The sequence below is a fragment of the Microbacterium sp. Bi128 genome (genome assembly GCF_918698205.1).
In genome coordinates this window covers 1-1,030 of record NZ_CAKKMM010001678.1, presented here as the reverse complement: position 1 = coordinate 1,030, position 1,030 = coordinate 1, and the positions used below count along the sequence as shown (strand labels likewise).

Genomic DNA, 1,030 nt, shown 5'->3' with positions numbered 1-1,030 from the left:
GCTTGCCGGTGCGAGGCGATCCTCGGAAATGTTCCGGAACCGGACCGGCAGGAGAACTTCGCGCGGACGTGCCTGATTTCCCAGACCATGCGCCAGGCCGAACTCGCCTGGCGGCAGGCGCTGGCCCGCCAGAGCATCGCCGGGATCGCGGACTCGATGGAGCGGCGGTTCCCGGCGGATAAAGCAAAGGTCCTGGACTACCTGGCCGCGGAATAGCCGCAGCCGGGTGGCCCAGGACCTGTCGCGGGGCCCAGCCCAGAACCAGGATCAGAGCTTGGCGATGATGTCTGCCAGCAGCTTGGAAATCCGCGGGCCGGCGGCCTCGCCGGCCTCGAGGACTTCCCCGTGGCTGAGCGGCACGGGGCTGATCCCGGCGGCGAGGTTGGTCACCAGCGAGATGCCGAAGACCTCCATGCCGGCGTGACGGCCGGCGATCGCCTCAAGCGCCGTGGACATGCCCACCAGGTCGGCGCCGATCCGCTTGGCGTACTGCACCTCGGCGGGCGTCTCATAGTGCGGGCCGGTGAACTGGGCGTAGACGCCCTCGTCCAGCGACGGGTCCACCTCGCGGGCCAGCCCGCGGATCCGGGAGGAGTACAGGTCCGTCAGGTCCACGAACGTTGCCCCTTCCAACGGAGAGGTGGCGGTGAGGTTGATGTGGTCGCTGATGAGCACCGGCGTGCCGGGCGTCCAGTTCTCGTTAAGCCCGCCGCAGCCGTTGGTCAGCACGAGGGTCTTGCAGCCGGCCGCGGCGGCGGTGCGCACCCCGTGCACCACGGCTCGGACGCCCTTGCCCTCGTAGTAGTGCGTGCGTGCGCCCAGTACCAGGGCGCGCTTGCCCTCTTTGGTCAGGACCGAGCGGATGGTGCCCACGTGCCCCACCACGGACGGTGCGGAGAAGCCGGGGATTTCGGCGGCGGACAAGGTGGCGGTCGTCTCGCCGATGAGCTCGGCGGCGTCGCCCCAGCCCGAGCCGAGGACCAGCGCGACGTCATGGGAGTCGACGCCCGTCTCTGCAGCGGTGTAGTGT

The 1,030-nt window shown here is 69.8% G+C and carries 1 protein-coding gene and 1 pseudogene; one reads left to right on the top strand and one right to left on the bottom strand.

Features of this window, described 5'->3' with window-relative positions; all coding sequences use genetic code 11:
• Window positions 1-216 (top strand): annotated as a pseudogene (locus LQV45_RS35455) (transcriptional regulator); the annotation flags it as partial.
• Between the two features lie 51 nt (window positions 217-267).
• Here the strand turns inward: LQV45_RS35455 and LQV45_RS35450 are convergent.
• On the bottom strand, window positions 268-1,030 hold a 763-nt coding region (locus LQV45_RS35450), incomplete at its 5' end, for a purine-nucleoside phosphorylase (protein ID WP_230012737.1).